A 17,784-nucleotide genomic window follows, 5' to 3' on the forward strand; every position below is an offset into this window, starting at 1 on the left:
GGACCGCTCATTGTCTTACTTGTGAACATATTTGGAGTCACAACAATGAACTCCTCAGCTTTACCGCTGGTCATAAGACCTGTCATAAGCTCCTGTACGCCCATACCGCTTACCATGTCGTTTTCACTGCCCATGATACCGTGAAGAACAAACATTACAGGATACTTCTTGCTTGAATTATAGTTTGGAGGCAGGATTACGTTACAAGTCTTCTGTTTGCCTGTGTATTTGCACATATAGGTCTTTTTCTCGACCTTGCACTGACTTGTCTTTTCAACGCCGCTTGGAACGGTTGTAGGCATATCGTTCTTGATCTCAGCATTGAGACCTGACTTAGCATTGCCGCCGTTACCTGCGTCACTGCCGATCGCAGCACCGCCGCCGTTGAAGCCGCCCGCAAATCCGCTCCAATCCATGCCTCCGCCATTGTCGCCGCCGAAGCCGCCCCAGTTCATTCCGCCGCCGAAACCGCCCCAGTCTCCGAAGCCTCCGCCAACATTGTTGTCTGCGACATTGCCTAAGTCAATATTGCCATTAGCAGCAGTTGAAGAAAATGGTATACTTGTTGCGATCATCAATGCGGATACGGTTCCGCTGATGATCTTTTTGAATGTTTTCGTTTTCAATCCGATCACTCCTTTGGTTAAACACTGTTTTATAAACCTATTAGCGACTAAATAACCCCCTTATAAGCAAATGCTCTATATATTTCACTTTTACAATATTCTATTTAGTAATTAAATACAAGTCAATATTTGCTGTAATTAATTTAAGTTATCATTTTTTGTGATATTAATTAAACAATTCAATTGGTCATACCACGTCACTTTACTCATGTGGTGGATATTATGAATATTTAGTGGATATTTTGAAGATTAGTGCTAATTTATACACCAAGTTATAAAATAATTTGAAAGAGTTCGGAAAGTTATAATTTTACTATTTCATCATATCTTTTCAGCTGAAAAAGCACTTTGTAAAATAAAAAATACAAGAGATGATTCTCTTGAAAAAATTATTCTGGCTTTAACGATGAACTGTGATAACTGATATTCGTAAGATTTTTTCTTTCGAGTAATTACAGATCGTATACTCAATATCAATTACCACAATATGTATCCATAATTTATGCTGCAATTCGCACAACAAATACTTCTTCTAATTGGTCAACACACCAATTTTTTTGTAAATTTCAGCCTGTTAACAAATAATTATTGAAGTATTCTTACAAAAATGTTACAATTTGTATATGGATAATAATAGTTTCTTTAGTCAGAAGATTTTATAATAATATTTCAACTTTAACAGCTATATCTACTGCAATAACTTTGACTCATTCATGCACTTTTGTTTTATATAACTTTAATTCAAGATAGAAAAGAAATAGAAGAGAATATATTGCTTTTGAAAGGAATGGAAGGTATGAAAAGAAATCAGGAGAGCCGAAAAAATATAGAGAAAACGCTAAGCAGGCTTTCGTCACGAAAAAAAGCTCCGAACAGTGTTTATGTTGTACTTTTATTATTGTATATAATTGCCGCAGTCATTATACGTGTTATGGCAACTTCAAAATCTGTTGTCAATATCTTAGGTGCATCGATACCCTTCTACTCTTTCGCAGGCATTTTTTCCGCACTTTCCGAGATATGTGTTATATTCATGACATTTTACTTTCAAAAGAAAGGCTATTTTACAGCCTTAGGATTACTTATAATTCAGCTTCCGCTGGTACTTTCAGGTATCATTTTTCATCACAACATCGGAAGTCTTCCGGGTGTATTCAGTAATCTCCTGGCTATTATAGCAATAACTATCATCTATTTCAACAACAAACAAGTTGATGCATATCAAAAAGAGCTAAGTGATCAGGCTGTGACCGATCAGCTCACAAAGCTGCCTAACAGATTTGCCTGCTCACGACTTTTGCTGGCACTTATTGAAAAAGGCGAAAGATTTGCTCTTGCTTCCATTGATATCAACGGATTTAAAGGTATAAATGATACCATGGGATTTGAAACAGGAAATGCTGTGCTTTGTGAGATAGCATCACGCTGGAAAACTATTGCCGACACAGGTATCACTGGTACACAGGATTTTATAACACGTTTAAGCGGTGATGAATTTGGCTTGATAATCCGTGATTATCAGACAGATAAGGACATCGTCAATACTATCAAGCAATATGAAGCTGTACTGCAAAACAGACTGACTATCGATAACTGCGACTTATATATCACTGCAAGCTTCGGATATGCGGAGTTCCCTGTTGATGCCGAAACAAGAGACAGTGTGTTCTCTTATGCAGATGCAGCAATGCATGAAGTAAAGCGTACTAACAGCAGTAATCATATCCTGCGTTTTACGCCTGATCTTCTGAAAATTGAGCATACAATAGAAGTCGAAGGCAAGATAAGAGCTGCTCTTGAAAAAGAAACGATATATTTCAATCTGCAGCCGCAGTTTGATATGGATCATAAGCTCCGCGGATTTGAGGCACTTGCCAGAATGAAAGATGCCGACGGAACTAATATCAGCCCCGGCGAATTTATACCTGTAGCAGAAAAAGTCGGACTTGTCGATAAAGTCGATGGAATGGTATTTCGTAAAGCTGCTATGTTCTTCGGAGAACTGCTTAGAAAGACTGGTGCGGATATCATGCTGAGTGTCAATGTATCTGTACGTCATCTGATGAAAAATGACTTCCTCGATGAGATACGTAATGTACTGCAAAGCAGTGGAGTTCCAGCAAAAAATCTTGAAATAGAGATAACAGAGTCTATTATGATCGACTCTGTTGACAAGGCATTGCAATACATTGATGAACTTAAAGCCATGGGAGTTCAAATTGCGATCGATGATTTCGGTACAGGTTACTCCTCACTTAGTTATCTTAACCGCTTCCCCGCACATCTGCTTAAAGTTGACAAGTCATTCATCGACAAAATGAATACAAGCGAATCTTCAAGGCAGTATGTTTCTGCTATCATATCTATTGGTCACATTATGGGCTTTGATGTTATAGCAGAGGGTGTAGAAGAAGCCGAACAAGTCGATACACTTAAAGAGATCGGCTGCGACTTTATTCAGGGATTTGTATGGGGCAGACCATTGATGCCTGATGCAGCCGAAAAAATTGTTATCGATTCTGTCAGCCGCTAAATTAAATAGCTGTCTGTTTTGCTGTCATTACGTTTTTTGTATTGCTTTGCAAAACAGGCAGCTTTTACGTTTTTATCCATAAATTCAGCCGAGAATATTGCTATTTCTCGAATTATATGTTATAATGATCTTGGAAGGAGCTGATAAAATGCAGAAAAAAACTGCTAAAATAATTACTGCGCTTATATCAGTTGCATTATCATTAACAATGATGTTTTCTGAATGCTTAACAGCTTATGCCGCAGACGACACAAAAAAAACATGCACTTCAAAAGGCATTATTATTGCAGTGATGGTGTCGTTATTTATTGTTGCTGCGATCATTTCAGGTTTTATATCATTCAAGCATCAAAAGAACAAACTAAACAGATCATCAGATAAAAATAATTCTTCCGAAAACAACGAGGAATGATATACAGGAGGCTGTTTCTTATGGATATAGACCTTTATATTGATTTCGTATATCATGGTTTTTACCGACTTGATGATATCGAAGAACGTTTTGATGAGTATCGTTCAATGGCGATAGAGCAATCAGGCGAACTTGCCGATGACGAAGTAATACTTTATGCAATATATGGTTTTGAAGAAGAAACAGAGAGATTTATATACGCCAACTTCATGCTTCGCAGACTTAAACGCGATCACTACACAAGAGTATGCGAAAGGCTTTCAAAATTATGCAGATTATTCTGCATAGGAAACAGTTAGGAGAAAATATAATGATTAAAAATACTATGGCAGCTGCTGCATCAGCACTATTGCTGTCAGGAGCTTCAATAGCTGCTTTTTCTGCTGCGGCTGTAACGCCGAGCGAATTAGCTGATACAAATATGGTAAGTGCTTCAGCGAGTTCATCAACATCTGTTTCGTCTGCAACATCATCAACAAGCACGACAACTACTACCGCTGAACCAACTACCGAACCTACAACGTTAAGAACTTATTATATAAAATTCCTTGATTTTGACGGCAAACTTTTAACTACACTTGCAGTTGAAGACGGTGATCCGATAAATTATGATGCTGTTGATATAAAATCACTGCACAAACACATAGATGTAAACACCGAACAGGATTTCTCGTCGTGGGATATCAAGCCTGATTTTGCTGATTCCGACTATACTATCCATGCACTTTCAAAAACAGCTACCATAACACTTAAATCTACTCCCAATAAACACAGATATTTCTCGACAAAGGGCAATGTATCGCTCAAAGGTCTCGATGTAGCGATAAAGCTTTCTGTTCAGACTCCACAGAAGGATAAAAACGGAAACTACATAACGGAAGAAAGTACTATAAATGTGTCAGAGAGCTGTATAGCAAAGCCTTCCGCTCTTTCAGATGCTTTTGCTAATAGTGATAAAGCTACCATTTCTGTATACCCTATCGGTGATCAGAAAGCTTTATGCTCTTTCGATATCCTTTGCTACAGAGATCTCGGCGATGTCAATGAGGACGGTAGTATCAACTCAGCTGATGCATCTAAAGTGCTAAATGTGTACGCAGGTATGGCTGCTTCTCAAAATCCTGATGTTTCGGATAAATTGATAAAGCTTTCTGATGTTAATATGGACGGTCAGTTAGACTCGCATGATGCTTCTCTTATCCTTAAATACTACGCGCAAGCTTCTATAGATCCGAACTTCTATGACTGGGAAGATATTCTGGACTATGATGCTCTCGGTATAAAATAAGTTAAAAATGTCCTGTTTTACGGGACATTTTTATTTTTTGATTTTTTTGCTGATACCTATTGAAATTTTTTGAGAAATATTGTATAATTAAAAAGTAATGCATTTGCGCAAATTCACTAATTATTTAAAGGAGTGCTAATAATGTACAACGATCTTATGGATTCAATCGGCTTCGTAAAGGGTTACGATCCTGCTGTAGGCGAGGCTATGGGTAAAGAGCTTGCTCGTCAGCAGAGAAATCTTGAGCTTATCGCAAGCGAAAATATAGTTTCCCCAGCTGTTATGGCTGCTATGGGAAGCGTTTTAACAAATAAGTACGCTGAGGGTTATCCAGGAAAGCGTTACTACGGCGGATGTCAGTGCGTTGACGAAGTTGAGGCTATCGCTATCGAAAGAGCCTGCAAACTCTTCGGTGCTAAATTTGCAAACGTTCAGCCTCATTCAGGTGCTCAGGCTAACACAGCTGTATATTTTGCTGTTCTTCAGCCCGGAGATACTGTTCTCGGTATGAGCCTTGCTGACGGCGGTCACCTTACACACGGTTCACCTGTAAACCTCTCAGGTAAATACTTCAACTTTGTTTCTTACGGTCTTGACGATGAAACAGAGATGATCAACTATGATACAGTACAGGCTCTCGCAAACGAGCACAAGCCAAAGCTCATCGTTGCTGGTGCAAGTGCTTATCCAAGAGCAATCGACTTCAAGAGACTTCGTGAGATCGCTGATTCAGTAGGAGCACTCCTTATGGTAGATATGGCTCATATCGCAGGTCTTGTTGCAGCAGGCTGCCACCAGTCACCTGTTCCATATGCTCATATTACAACAACTACAACTCACAAGACTCTTCGCGGACCAAGAGGCGGACTTATCCTCACAAACGACGAGGCACTCGCTAAGAAGATCAATTCCGCTATCTTCCCTGGTACACAGGGTGGTCCTCTTATGCATACAATCGCTGCTAAGGCAGTATGTTTCGGCGAAGCTCTCAAGCCTGAGTTCAAGGATTATCAGGAGAGAATAGTAAAGAACGCTAAGGCTCTTGCCGATGGACTCCTCAAGAGAGGCTTCAATCTCGTTACAGGCGGTACTGACAACCACCTCATGCTCGTTGATCTCCGTCCTTTCAGCATCACAGGTAAGGAGCTCGAGCACAGACTCGACGAGGTCTATATCACAGTTAACAAGAACGCTATCCACAACGATCCTGAGAAGCCATTTGTAACAAGCGGTATCCGTATCGGTACACCTGCTGTTACAACAAGAGGTCTCGGAGTTGAGGAAATGGAAAAGATCGCTGAGTACATCTACCTCTGCGCTACAGATTTCGAGAACAAGGCTGATGAGATCCGTGCAGGCGTAAACGCTATCTGCGAGAAGTTCCCACTTTACAAGTAATCAATAGCTTTTAAGGGACGGACAGGCTGTCCGTCCCGTTTTTATTAATTATATGAAATTTCACATTAATTCACTTTATCTTTGCGTTAAAGACATGGATAGAGCAATATCCTTTTATGAGGATTTCTTTGAACGGAAAGTCACTGAAAGAAATGATATTTACAGCGTTTTTGATGTAAACGGGTTCAGACTTGGACTTTTTGCATTTGAAAAAACAAATGAACCTCATATTTTCGGCAGCAACTGCCTGCCAAGCATAAGCGTTGAAAGTATCGAATGTCTTAAAGAAAAGATCAAGGATAAAAAAATATGTTTTCCGTTAACTAAAATCGGTAATAACTACGTAGCAGAGTTCATTGATCCCGAGGGAAATCATATCGAGATCACAGCACCTGTAAAATAAATAGAGAGGAGAAAAGCTATGTCCGCACCATTAGCTGATAAAATACGCCCTAAAACTCTTGCCGATGTAGTCGGTCAGGAGCATATCCTCGCAGAAGGCAAGCCTCTGCGCCGCATAATCGAAAGCGGAACAGTTCCGAATATGATATTCTATGGTCCGTCGGGTGTCGGAAAGACCACTGTTGCACGTATAATCGCTGAAAACTGTGGTATGTCACTATACAAACTCAACGGAACTAACGCTTCACTGTCAGATATCAAGGACGTTGTTGCAGATATCGGCACATTCGGCAGTGAAAACGGCATTCTTCTCTATCTTGACGAGATACAATATCTCAATAAGAAACAGCAGCAGAGCCTTCTCGAATACATTGAAAACGGCGATATCACGCTGATAGCTTCCACAACTGAAAATCCTTATTTTGCCATTTTTAATGCCGTAATAAGCCGAAGTACTGTATTTGAGTTCAAGCCTGTAACTGCTGAACAGCTTATACCTGCAATAAAACGAGCTTTCAGCATAATGTCCGAAGAAAACGGATATGATATAATTGCTTCCGATGATATAATCACCAAAATAGCTTACAGCTGCGGCGGTGATGTACGCAAAGCTATTAATACCGCAGAGCTTGCTGTTGTATGCGGTGAACTCTCAGACGGAAAAGTTACTGTTACCGATGATTCGCTCGAAATACTTGCTCAGCGCAGTAATATGCGCTATGACCGTGACGGTGACCAACATTATGATATACTATCGGCATTTCATAAATCTGTACGTGGTTCTGACGAAAATGCTGCTCTGCATTATGCTGCCCGTCTTATTGCAGCAGGTGATATAATCTCGCTTTGCAGACGTATGCTATGCATTGCCTCTGAGGACGTTGGACTCGCCTACCCTATGGCTGTGCCAATTGTAAAAGCTTGTGTTGACTCTGCCTTACAGTTGGGACTTCCCGAGGCTAAACTTCCAATTGCAGAGGCTATTATCCTTATGGCTACTGCTCCGAAATCAAACAGTGCCTGCATGGCAATTGACGCAGCTTTAGAAGACATAAAAAGCTGTGATGCACTTGACTTTCCGCGCCATCTGCAAAATGTTCACTTTGACGGCAAAGGTGCAAAGGTGGTTGGACAGCATTATCTCTATCCTCACGACTTCCCTAACCACTTTGTCAGACAGCAGTATCTCCCTGATGCACTTAAAGATCACGTTTACTATCACTTCGGCGAAAATAAGCAGGAGCAGTCTGCATATATGTACAGACAAAAGCTCATCAGTGAATTGGATAAATGATCGCTTCCGCAGCTCAGGCTGCGGATTTTTTATGGCAAGATACATAATTTTTTTATAATTAACATCAATTATTTAGTCTTGACAAATCGTCAAAAAAATGTTATAGTAATTAAGTAATGTACAATTGTTCACCACTGACGGACTATTTCTTTAGATTACACTAAAAAAGGTGATTTCTTATGGATACCAAATCACAGCTTATAGTTGCCGATGCAAAGATACTTCCCGAAGTATTTACAAAAGTACTTGAAGTAAAGAAGCTTATGGCACAGAAAGGCGAAAAAAGCTTTGCTTCTGCCTGCAAGCGTATCGGCATTTCGAGAAGTGCTTATTATAAGTATAAGGACAGCGTTTTTTCGTATGAGGAGCTCTTTAACAGGAAGATCGTTAATATCTACCTGCTTCTCAGCGACAGTCCCGGGGTACTTTCAAGCGCACTCGTATTTCTTCATAACCTGAATGCAAATATCCTGACTGTTAATCAGAGCATACCCGTAGACGGTGCAGCAGCTGTCAATATTTCACTCAGGCTTACAGGCGATTCCGATTCGGAACTCACTTCACTTAATTCAATTACTGAACTCGACGGTGTTTTAGAGGTGAAGATCCTCTCCGCTGAGTAATTTTACGGAGGTTTTTCTTTTATGTCAGTCAAATTTGCAGTTTTAGGTCACGGTGTAGTAGGTTCAGGCGTAGTTGAACTCTTCTATAAAAACAAAAAGAGTATCGAAAAACACGCAGGAACTGAAATGGATATAAAGTATATCCTTGATCTCAGAGATTTTCCTGATTCTCCTTATGCTGATAAATTCACAAAGGATTTTAATGATATATTAAACGATGATGAAGTAATTTCTGTTGCTGAGTGCATGGGCGGTGTTGAACCTGCTTTCACTTTTGTGAAAGCCTGCCTTGAAAAAGGAAAAAGTGTTTCTACTTCAAATAAGGAACTCGTTGCAGAAAAAGGAGATATTCTTCTCAAAACAGCCAAAGAACACAACTGCAACTTCTTATTTGAGGCAAGTGTCGGCGGTGCTATACCGATAATCAGACCGCTTCACCGTTGTCTTGCTGCTAATGATATTTCTAAAGTCGCAGGTATCCTCAATGGTACTACAAACTTTATACTTACAAAGATGTATAATGAAAATATGCCTTTTGCAGATGCTCTCAAGCTTGCACAGGAGCTTGGATACGCTGAAAAAGATCCGACAGCCGATATAGAAGGTCACGATGCCTGCCGCAAGATATGCATTATTTCTTCCCTTGTTTTCGGCAAACACGTTTATCCGAAGAATGTTTTCACAAAGGGCATTACTGATGTACAGCTTTGCGATGTTGAAGCTTCTGATGTTCTCGGATACGCTATAAAGCTCGTAGCTTCTGTTACAAAGCTCGATAATGGTAAAATTCTCCCCTGCGTAATGCCTACACTTGTTTCATATGACAATATTATGTCAGGTGTTAACGATGTTTTCAATGCTGTACTTGTTTACGGTGACGGTATCGACCAGACAATGTTCTACGGCAGAGGTGCAGGAAAGCTTCCTACAGCAAGTGCTGTAATGGGCGATGTTATCGAAGCAGTAAAGCATAAGGTAACAATTTTCTCTCAGACGTGGGAATCTTCTTCTGATAATTCATTTGTTGAAACAATTGATAACTTCAAATCTCGTTGGTATTTCCGTGTTCCAAACGGTTCAGCAATAAACGGCGTTGAAGTGTACAACAACGAAAATGGTCTCTCATACGTAACTACAGAAGAGTTAACATTTGCAGAGGCTCAGAAGAAAGCAAAAGATCTGGGTGCTCTCGCACTTTTACCTGTTCTTGAATAATTCAAAAGCTCCCTTTCAAAGGGAGCTTTTTTGTTATCTATCAGCGTTCATTCTGTATCTTTCCATTAAAGACATAAGATCGTATTTGCACATTTCAGGATTAGACTCCATAAGCTTCTGCTGAGTGACAAGACATGGATTTCTTCTGAACCTGTCACTTCTCTCACCTGCACGCCAGCCTATAGAAGCCATATAGCTGCACCAGCGTCTATGCTCAAGTGAGGCAAGGGCGTAAGCAAAACTGTCACTTTTAAGTCTCTCCAACACTTCGCTCTCAGAAACGTTCATTCTCCATGCAGAGCCTGTATATTTCAAAATACTTCCCTCTGCACCGAGTATTTCTTCAAGTTTCTCGTCCAGATCTGTCCCCTTTTCATTTGCAAGCTTAGGAATAATAAACTCCTTGACCTCATCATGGTATGCAGCAGCTTTGCTTGACGATCGTCTGAACAGTCTGAGCCTGTTCCATTCTGTTTCGGGATCTGCATCAGAGTTGTCCGTATTTCCTTCTTCATCTGAAGTTATTATCGAGATATTATTGTACAAATGATTGTATTCCTTTGCTATCCTGTCAATCTCACGATTGATTATCATATCAAGAGTTATAATGCAGCTTCTGTCGTCAATTATCCTTACATTGGCAAGAGCTGAGTTTTCTGATGAAATAAACCCAGCAAGCCGCCTGTCTGAGTCCATTCTCATAAGAATAGGTATTTCATGTCCGTTCTCACAAAATATTTCCTCAAGCTGCATTGCACAGTTTACTGCAAGATCAATGTTTTCAAGGGTAATAACTGCATATGTATACGGATCAGAAGCAGTTTTTTCTCGAAGCAGACTGTAAAAATCAAGATACTGTACATTAAGTGCATAAAAGTTTATTTCAAGTAATCCGTCAGCAGCTTCGTTTTTTAATCTGATTTTATCCTCACTTATATCGAATGTTTCAGAGCTGAATTGATTTATAAATTCAGCTTTTTGCTTTTTTATGTTTGTATCAAATACATCAATAATGATCTTATTTTTATCGCTCATGATGCCAAGATTCATAGCTTGTAGAACAGCCTGCTGTCCCATTTGTCCCAAGCCTGCTACAAGAAGATGAACTGTACATTCATCAAGAGTTGTATCAGTGTCCTTATATACGGTATGAAGCGGAACATCACTGTACATTTTATGTATCTGCATCTCAGGGAAATTAACGAGCTCCAGATCATAAAATGCATCTTTTCCTGCTGCACTGTTATAATATTCAGCAATGAGTCTGCCAATTCCTTCTTCTTCACATCTGCATGAAACTTTTGCGCCTTCACATAGCTTTATTTTTGCAGGATCATCTTTTTCACAAAGCCTGAACGTCTGTAAAAGTGAGAAATTACGAATAGATGATGTATCAAAGAGAATGATGTTTTTCGCATTTTCAAGATGAGTTTTCTCAAAAAGCGATGAAAGTTCCTCTGTAGCTGCTTTTAAAACGTCAATATTATGTATCACATATCCTGATTTATTAAGGTCGTATATTTCCTCCTGACTGATCTTTTCAGTAGTGATAATGTGAATACATATCTCTTTAGGATCAGATTTATTGTTGCGAAGCATTGATTTTACATCATCATTGTATCCGAAAACAAATATGTGCTTGCAGTTTTTTCTTCTTCTGAAACCTATTATCAGTCTGAGTATGCGTTCAAGAAACTTATACACGAAGGATATAGTGCAGTATGGAGCAGTAAATACCGCAATACAGTATGCATAACCAACCACAGTATTTAATAATGAAGGATCATTGTTAATAAATGCTATAACATCTTTTATGGATACTGATGCTTTAAATCCAAAAGCATTTATACTATTCTGCATTACAAGAAGTAATTTGAAAAACGCATCATATTTCTTGTAATAAAGTACTCCCTGCGCTGTAGCGATAAGAAACGAAACTATTGCAAGTACAAAAATAAACCGTGATGTTCTTACTTTGGTCTTACTTTTCATTAGTCAGTACCTCTCCAAATAATCTTGCAATATACGACTTTGCAGTGTCAATGAGCTGCTGAGGAGCATATATCGGCATATAGCCTGCTTTGTCCCTGCCCATATCAAGTATAAACACTTTATCGCTGTTGGAAGGAGCTCCTACAAAGTCATCAATACTGTATCTTACCTTAAATTTATCCTTATTTATAAGCCATGCCTTTTCGTTTGACCAGATAACATATATGCACGAAGTATCTGTTGACTGTTTAGTTATGAGCAGTGACGCTTTTTCACTGTCATTTTCTGAAATACCATTCCTTTCATCAATTCCGATTTCAAGTTTCAGGCTTCTGCCTGTAAAACCTTCGGAATTCATCTCGTAAAGACACAGATCACGGCATAATACAGCAAATCTATCTTCATCAATCGGAATAACAGATAACGGCTCCTGACTTGTACCGTCAAGTGATATTTCTGCTTTCTTATCTCCCGTCTCTGCGTTGAAAAATACAACGCTTCGATCACTCATAAATGCTCCTATTGTTGAGCTGTTTTGCCAAAAAAGCTTATTTACATTAAGTCCATCATCAGATGAAAAGTCAAAATCCATTTTTATCCTTTTTCCATCTGTAAAGCTGTATACTTCTATACCACGGCTTTGATCCGTATTATCAGTATAGAAAACAGCAGCCTTATCATCGTATATATCGGCTACTCCGTTGCATATCTCTCTTTCGGGCATAATATTTATCTCTTTTTCTCCTGACCAAAGAGATATTGTTCCGTCAGAACAGGCACGTAAAAGATCTCTGTTATTATTAACTGTATAATACACGCTATTTCCGTATGGGATCATTTTTAATGCATTCAGCTGGAAATCATAATCTCCGCTGAAATCATTGATATTTCCATTAAGAGCATCTATGATGACAAGCCTTTTATCCATAACTGAATTGGATAATGCTGCTATTATTTTATTACCGTCTGCAAATTCAGCACCACATACGGTATATCCTTTTAAAGCTTCTATTTCATAACATTTTTCTTCATCAGTGTGGAAGATATAAAAATGCTTTACAAGATCAGAATCAGTGTATTTTTCTGTATCAGGATATTCTACAGCAGATACTACTGCGTATTTTCCGTCCTCACTTACTCCAAAAACGTTATAATCATGGATATTTTCACCTGCATTTATAGTATTGAAAAACTCGTTCTTCTGGATATACTGTATATATGCTGTATTTGAATACATTTCTGATGTAACATATCTGCCTCTGCTGTAGCTGCATAATGAAATGCCTGTATTGAAGTTTTGTATCTTGTATGCGCCGTATCTGCTGGAGTCACCGAGATAGCTGTTAATACTTATCACATATTCCTCACCTGTAGAAACTGTGAACATTATTAATCCGCGTCTGCTGAATGATACATCAACTATTTCGCTGTCAAGAGATATAGTTTTTATCAATTTACCACTGTTGTAGTCAAGTAGTGAGATAGTTCTGTTTGTAACAACACCAAGAACATCTATTTCAGAGCCTGATTCGTCCTTATTAAATTTAAATATTTTGCTTCCTGAAGTATAGTTTACAGGAATATCTGTACTCCATAACACTTCCTTCATGTCATTGTCCATACGCTTGATATTAGCATTAAGTTTTAAAGCAAATATATCATTCGTTACTATAACAGGATCATTGCCTAACATATTAAGTTCTGCTGTTCTTATGCTTCCTACTGAGAATTCAGGCAAAACGATCCTGCATTTTTCTTCAAGCTTATGATCTTTGATAGAATAAGCTATCATAGCTTCTTTATCGTTATTATAAAAATAAACAGTATTATTAACTATATCTTGAAGTTCGTTATTCTGTAGGATACTAAATGTTCCTTTTTCAAGACTGCTGACATTGACTGTATCAGTGACATTTCCTGTTTTACGGTCTATAATCTCCATAAACAAGTCACTTCCCGGCATAGAAATTTCACTTGAGCCTATAACATTTTTATCCTGATAAAATCTTACGATATAATTATCTGTATTTGTGACCTGGTAATAACTATATGCGTTTTCTGAGAGTTCGGAGCACCATTTAATATCTCCTGTTGCACCATCAAACTTCCATAATTTATATTCCGAGTTATATATGTATACATCATCGCCTGTACCCGGTTCGTCATCAGAAACATCGTGTGCGTAATTGACATATACATTTCCAAGAACAGAACTAATCTGGTAACTTAGATTTCCGGGAGCAGCCGTACTGCTGAAATATGTTCCAGTTTTATCGTCATTTATCTCAAATATTGAAGTCAGCTCGTTTGAACTTCCGTATTTATCCGATGCGAAATCACTGTCAGAAGCAGAGATTTTTTTCAGAAGCTCACCGCTTTCTGCATTCCAGAAATAAATACCTGTAGAATCCTGTGAAACGATGGTTTTTCCCTGTCCCATAAACGAAAGCTTTTCTACTGCTGTCTCATGTTTAAGAGAAAGCTGAGGTATTATCTGCTCGCTTTTGAACATACCCATTTCTCGTGATAAAGCATACTCAGCTTCGGGAACTATAGGCTTTTCCTCACCGTCAGACGGCATAGCTTCAAGTGCTTTTTGAATGGCAGAAATCAGGCTGTTATCCTTATACAGCTTTTCGGACTCAGCTGCAAGGTGCTCTGAATTCTCAATAAGCAGGTCGTTATTCTTCTTTTCGATCTGTTCATTCTGACTTTTTATCTGATCGTTCTGTTTCTGTATCTGCTTATTTTTGTTATTGATAGTAAGTGCGGATATTACACTTATCAATGTAATTACAGAAAGAACTCCTGATACACCACCGAAAATTCGACGTCTTCGAGCTGCTTCACGACGCTTTTCACGCTGAAAGAGATCGTTGAAATCACAGCCAAGCAATGGAGCTGCAATTCTAAGATACTCGGTATTGAGCTTTTTCATGGACTCTTTCAGACTGTCAGCGGTTATATTTGCTGCAAGAGGCTCGACCTCAACTTTAACGGTCGTTTCATTACCATTATCGTCCACAGTCTTGACCTCAGTATATGTAAGCTGCTCCGGAAAAGCTTCCTTAGGAGGTCCTTTTACAAGCAGTGTTATGATATTCTCGTTAGTATTGCCGTGAAGTTCACGAAATCTTGTGATCTCCTGCAAGCACCATTTTGACTGATTGTACTCAGGTGAGCATATAACAATAAGATATTCTGAATTCTCAACAGCATTCTTTATATCCTCGCTGAGATCACTGCTGGACTGCAGCTCGGAAACATCTCTGAAAATACGCCATTTCTCGTTCTTTTCGACCATTTTCTTGGGCGGCTTGTAGTTTTCAAGAAGCTTCTGAAGCTTCTCCGCAGCCTGCATATCAGGCTCAAGATGACGATAGCTTATAAAAGCCTTGTATTTGTACTCTGACATTTTCATATCTCCCTAAATATATTCACCGATCACTCGGTATATCGACATATTAATTCTACCATATATTTTCATTTTTTTCAATAGGAGATAAAACCTTTTGGATTATATACTGTAATATCATGATACACCCTTTTCACGTTCAAGCTTATACTAACGGTAATTAGTAACCGTACAGCTTGCTTTTACACCGCTGATATGTTATAATCAATTGTATAATCACATAAAAAGGAGCTATCAATGAAAGTATTTGACTTTGACAACACTCTCTACCACGGCGAGAGCTCGGTTGATCTTGCATTATATATGATAAGAACCAATAAAAAGATAATAAAATATCTGCCGTCTATTTTCATCAACCTTATTAAATATAAGCTCTGTATGGTCGAAAAAAAGAAAATGGTCACTGCTATAAATGATTTTCTGAAAAATGCTCTGCATGATAAAAATGAGATCTTCAATTCTGTTGACGGATTCTGGCAAAAGAACCGCTGCAAGCTCGATAAAAAAATGCTTAGCAGGATAAATAAGGACGATGTTATAATCACAGCAGGTCCGGATTTCCTTATATACGGTATAAGTGAACTTTTAAACACCGAGAACATCATATGCAGCAGGATTGATGCCGATAGAATGAAGGTAAAATACCTTAACTTCGGCGATAATAAAGTAAAACAGTATAAAAAGGTTTATGGCGATAAGCATATCGACTGTTTTTACACTGATTCTTTCAATGACAAAGCTTTAATGGATATATCGGATAAAGTTTATCTTGTAAAAAAAGGCAGTCTCAAAAGAATAAAATAACTCAAATAAAAAAACAGGATCAGGAATAATTCCCGATCCCGTTTTTTTATGGTAAATTATATCTTAGAGACTGTTAACTAAGCCAAGCAGATATTTCTGGATCAAAAGTGCGTCGTTTGATGTAAGTCCTTTTGACTCCTTGTCAACATCAGCGTTTGCAGCCCCCTGATCTGTAAGTGCGTTTGGATCTGTACCCTTTACGCCGTACTTGTTAGGATTAGCAAGTGACTGCATGATAAGAACTACATCAGACATATCAATATTACCGTCACAGTTTACATCGCCTGCAAGTGTTACCTTGATCTCAGGAGGAGCTGTAGTAGTTGTGGTAGTTGTTGTCGGCTCTTCTGTTGTAGTTGTAGAAGTAGTAGTTGTCGTTGTAGTAGATGTTGTGGTGGTCGTAGTGGTTGTTGTAGTAGTAGTTGTTGTTGTCGTTGTAACAACAGCTGCTGAAGCGGTTACATAATCGTCAATAACTCCTGCAAAGAAATTACCAATCTTCTTATAACCACCGCCGTTTGGGTGAAGCTGATCGTTACTTATATCGTTCATGCCATTGAGACAGCCGTGAACATCGGCAAATATAACGTTCTTGTTTGCGTACTCCTCAGCGACCTTCTTGACAGTGTTGTTGTAGTTAGCGATCTTCTGAGTATTTCCGCCGTAAGCTGTATGCTCGGGAACTGAGCAAAGGAATATAACGCCGTCGGAAGGCATTTCGCTGAGCATATAGTCAAGCATAGCGCGAAGATCAGATGCACAAGCGTCCATGGAGCGGTTAGCTGTCAGATCATTTGTACCGATCATAAGGAGAATGATATCGGGCTGAGCCTTCTTAACAGCACTGTTATTCTTGAGCTCATTGTATAAGCTGCCCTTGCCGCCCTGCTGCTGTCCCCAACCGGGAACTTCTTTTATCTGATATCCGCTGAAACCTGCGTGGTTATCGTCATATGTAATGCCGTTAGCAGACGCATTATCTCTTCCGTTAGGACCTACCATGTCGATCTTATAGCCCATCTTTGTAAGAGCATCATAGAGATACTTTCTATAGCCGCCCTGCTCGCCGTCGCCGTTGGTAATAGAATCACCGGCAGGCATGATCTTTATAGTCTGGTTCTTTGTAAGATTGCTTGTTCCTGTCTGAGGAGGATTATTGTTACCTGGTTGTGTAACAGTTGATGAACCGCCAACAGTACCCTGTCCTGTTACAACAGAGGACTCCTTGCCAGACTTTGAAACCTGAACGGAATCAATGTAGAAGTCGCAAAGATCACCAGAATCCTGAGGTGTCTCGATATAGAGGATCATATCGCCTGAGTTATCAGGGATAGTGAATTTTGTATTTTCAAGCTTTGTCCACTCGTTGCTCTTTGCGTCTGCTGTTGCAATGCTTGTATATGAAGCACCGTTGCCGTCGTCCTGCTGGAGTGACATCTGCATTGTTACTGTGCTGCCTGACTTCTGAAGTACTGCTGTACTGAAGCTGTATGTCTGACCGGGAACAAATGCACTTGAATCAAGTGTGATAGCGCAGCCGTTCCATTCCTGGCCTCTGCCTGAAACGTAGAGTGACTTGCTGCCGTCATAGTAGTCGCTTGAATCAGTTGCTACTGTTGCATCGCCTCTGCCTGTCCAGTTGTCCTTGCCGCTCTCGAATGTGCTTGTGAAGTAATTGCCGTTATCATCAGCCTTTACTGTCTGTACAGGTGTTGTTGTGCCCGGATTCGGATTGTCACCGAGACCGTTCTCGTAAACTCTTACGCTCTTTACATTAGCAGA

The 17,784-nt window shown here is 39.2% G+C and carries 14 protein-coding genes; 10 read left to right on the plus strand and 4 right to left on the minus strand.

Translation table 11 applies throughout. The annotated features are described in order from the left end of the window. The coding region (locus BLW60_RS15740; protein WP_242872903.1) for an alpha/beta hydrolase-fold protein at window positions 1–626 on the minus strand (626 nt) is incomplete at its 3' end. Between the two features lie 931 nt (window positions 627–1,557). On the opposite strand from BLW60_RS15740, the gene BLW60_RS15745 reads away from it, so the two are divergent. The 9 genes from BLW60_RS15745 to BLW60_RS15780 all read left to right on the plus strand — a co-directional run bounded on the left by BLW60_RS15745 (window position 1,558) and on the right by BLW60_RS15780 (window position 9,791). Further along, window positions 1,558–3,159 (plus strand): putative bifunctional diguanylate cyclase/phosphodiesterase, encoded by a 1,602-nt coding sequence (locus tag BLW60_RS15745; protein ID WP_242872904.1) that lies wholly within the window; start codon window positions 1,558–1,560, stop codon window positions 3,157–3,159. Window positions 3,160–3,307: 148 nt separating this feature from the next. Continuing rightward, window positions 3,308–3,571 (plus strand): hypothetical protein, encoded by a 264-nt coding sequence (locus tag BLW60_RS15750; protein WP_074719082.1) that lies wholly within the window; start codon window positions 3,308–3,310, stop codon window positions 3,569–3,571. Window positions 3,572–3,591: 20 nt separating this feature from the next. After that, window positions 3,592–3,870 carry a hypothetical protein gene (locus tag BLW60_RS16620; protein ID WP_139283444.1) on the plus strand — a complete coding sequence of 93 codons (279 nt, stop codon included), beginning with the start codon at window positions 3,592–3,594 and terminating at the stop codon, window positions 3,868–3,870. An 11-nt stretch (window positions 3,871–3,881) separates the two neighbouring features. Further along, entirely contained in the window at window positions 3,882–4,859 is a 978-nt protein-coding gene (locus tag BLW60_RS15755) for a dockerin type I domain-containing protein (RefSeq protein WP_139283445.1), read from the plus strand. Window positions 4,860–5,000: 141 nt separating this feature from the next. Then, window positions 5,001–6,257, plus strand: coding sequence for a serine hydroxymethyltransferase (gene glyA / locus BLW60_RS15760; protein WP_074719084.1), 1,257 nt, complete (start codon window positions 5,001–5,003; stop codon window positions 6,255–6,257). 52 nt (window positions 6,258–6,309) lie between these two features. Continuing rightward, a complete protein-coding gene (locus BLW60_RS15765; protein ID WP_074719086.1) occupies window positions 6,310–6,660 on the plus strand; it encodes a VOC family protein in 351 nt (116 codons plus the stop codon). An 18-nt stretch (window positions 6,661–6,678) separates the two neighbouring features. Beyond that, window positions 6,679–7,953, plus strand: coding sequence for a replication-associated recombination protein A (locus tag BLW60_RS15770; RefSeq protein WP_074719088.1), 1,275 nt, complete (start codon window positions 6,679–6,681; stop codon window positions 7,951–7,953). 179 nt (window positions 7,954–8,132) lie between these two features. Next, the gene (locus tag BLW60_RS15775; protein ID WP_074719090.1) at window positions 8,133–8,576 is read left to right on the plus strand and encodes an ACT domain-containing protein; all 444 of its coding nucleotides are present in this window, start codon (window positions 8,133–8,135) and stop codon (window positions 8,574–8,576) included. 21 nt (window positions 8,577–8,597) lie between these two features. Then, a complete protein-coding gene (locus BLW60_RS15780; RefSeq protein WP_074719092.1) occupies window positions 8,598–9,791 on the plus strand; it encodes a homoserine dehydrogenase in 1,194 nt (397 codons plus the stop codon). A gap of 33 nt (window positions 9,792–9,824) precedes the next feature. Here the strand turns inward: BLW60_RS15780 and BLW60_RS15785 are convergent, their stop codons facing one another. Both BLW60_RS15785 and BLW60_RS15790 read right to left on the minus strand, forming a co-directional pair. Beyond that, entirely contained in the window at window positions 9,825–11,783 is a 1,959-nt protein-coding gene (locus BLW60_RS15785; RefSeq protein WP_074719094.1) for a hypothetical protein, read from the minus strand. Beyond that, window positions 11,773–15,198 carry a TIR domain-containing protein gene (locus BLW60_RS15790; RefSeq protein WP_074719096.1) on the minus strand — a complete coding sequence of 1,142 codons (3,426 nt, stop codon included), beginning with the start codon at window positions 15,196–15,198 and terminating at the stop codon, window positions 11,773–11,775. Before BLW60_RS15790 ends, BLW60_RS15785 begins: the two co-directional genes overlap by 11 nt. Before the next feature lie 237 nt (window positions 15,199–15,435). Between BLW60_RS15790 and BLW60_RS15795 the strand changes: the two genes are divergently transcribed. Beyond that, window positions 15,436–16,002 (plus strand): haloacid dehalogenase-like hydrolase, encoded by a 567-nt coding sequence (locus BLW60_RS15795; protein ID WP_074719098.1) that lies wholly within the window; start codon window positions 15,436–15,438, stop codon window positions 16,000–16,002. A 63-nt stretch (window positions 16,003–16,065) separates the two neighbouring features. On the opposite strand, the gene BLW60_RS16350 is transcribed toward BLW60_RS15795, so the two are convergent. Beyond that, the coding region (locus BLW60_RS16350) for a carbohydrate binding domain-containing protein (RefSeq protein WP_175460961.1) at window positions 16,066–17,784 on the minus strand (1,719 nt) is incomplete at its 5' end.

The sequence above is a fragment of the Ruminococcus flavefaciens genome, assembly GCF_900108555.1.
Lineage (GTDB): Bacteria > Bacillota > Clostridia > Oscillospirales > Ruminococcaceae > Ruminococcus > Ruminococcus flavefaciens_P.